This is a genomic window from bacterium, assembly GCA_039961635.1.
GTDB lineage: Bacteria > 4484-113 > 4484-113 > JAGGVC01 > JAGGVC01 > JABRWB01.
The window spans coordinates 1-1,512 of record JABRWB010000087.1 but is presented as its reverse complement, the minus strand read 5'-3'; the positions used below and the strand labels follow the sequence as shown (position 1 = coordinate 1,512).

Here is a 1,512-nt window from a genome sequence, read left to right as displayed (position 1 = left end):
GTATGCGGTCCTTGAATGTCAAGTGATGGTACTCTTTCAACGGTGCAACACCTCCGGGCTTGAATCACCTAGAGTGTTGCACCTCATTCATGAATGTGCCTCGGATTTCCCGATAAATCACATCGCCCGTTCGCGATAGCGGAAATGGCCTTTCACCCGCACGCAATCCCGCAGTACTCGCACTTCTCCTCGCACGACGGCGTCGGTCTGCCGCTCTCGAACCGGCGAAGCTCACGCGCGAGCCACGCTTCGTTTATGCCGTAATCTATGTGCGACCACGGGAACGGCGCATCCTTCGGCCGCTCGCCGTAAAGCGATTCCTCCGCGTCCACGGGCGGCACGTCCGGCGGATAGACGCTTTCGTCCGCGCAGATTTCGAACCAGGGCGACGCGTCGAACGCGCCTTCCGAAAGCGTCGGCGGAAGGACGCCCCGTGCATGCGCAGCCGCGAGAACGTATCCCATCCGCCTGTCGCCGCGGCTGAACAGCGCTTCGAGCGCGGACTTGTCCGGGTCGTGCCAGTGGAACTTCACGTTTTTCAGGTCGCGCACCGCGCGCGCGACGCGCGCGGTCTTCATCACGGTAACCTCCGGCCGCTCCATCGGCTGCCACGCAAGCGGCGTGACCGGCTTCGGGACGAGCACGCTCATCGAAGCGTGGACGCTCGTGCGCTTGCCGCCCGCTTTTTTCGCCCGCGCCGAAATTCGCCTTATCAGCGCCGAAGTTTCGTCCAAGTCGTCCATCGTTTCGCCCGCGAACCCGCACATGAAATAAAGCTTGAACTTGTGCCAGCCCGCTTCGAGCGCCGCATCCAGCGTGGCGAAAATATCGTCCTCGCCGACGCGTTTGTTTATCGCGTCGCGCAGCCGCCCGCTGCCCGCCTCGATCGCGAAAGTGAGCGACGTTTCGCGCGGCCGCCGGATGTCCGCCGCAAGCTCGCGGGAGAGCGCGTCCATCCGCAGCGACGGCAGCGCCACGCTCACGCGCAGCGGATCGAGCACCTCGCGCAGCTCCCTGAATATCCGCGCGATATCCGGATGGTTGAGCGCGGACAGCGACTGAAGCGTGATCTCGTCCCATCCGGCGCTCGCCGCAAGCCACACCGCCGCGTCGCGGATGGATTTCGCGCCGCGCACGCGCGCGGGCCGGTACGAATACCCCGCCTGGCAGAACCGGCACCCTTCAGGGCAGCCGCGCATTATTTCGATTGCAGCCTTGCCGCTCACGCTTTCCACGATGGGAATCGGGAAAGAAGGCGGGATGGGGCATTTGTCCATATCCATTTCGACGGCGCGGTGGATGGATGCGGGCGCGGCGTCGTCAAGCGGATTTATCGCCGAAAACTTCCCCCCCCGGTACTCGCATTCGTACAGCGACGGAACGTACACGCCGGGAATCGCGGCCAGCGCGCGAAGCCGCTCCCTCCGCGGCGCGCCCGCCGTCTCGAAAAGCGAATCGAGAATCGGATCGATAAGCTTTTCCCCGTCGCCGATCCCCCACGCGTCCACGAAC

The 1,512-nt window shown here is 64.2% G+C and carries 1 protein-coding gene; it reads right to left on the bottom strand.

The genetic code is table 11. The features are described from left to right. Positions 1-152 precede the first annotated feature (152 nt). The coding region (locus HRF49_11495) for a radical SAM protein (protein ID MEP0815271.1) at positions 153-1,512 on the bottom strand (1,360 nt) is incomplete at its 5' end.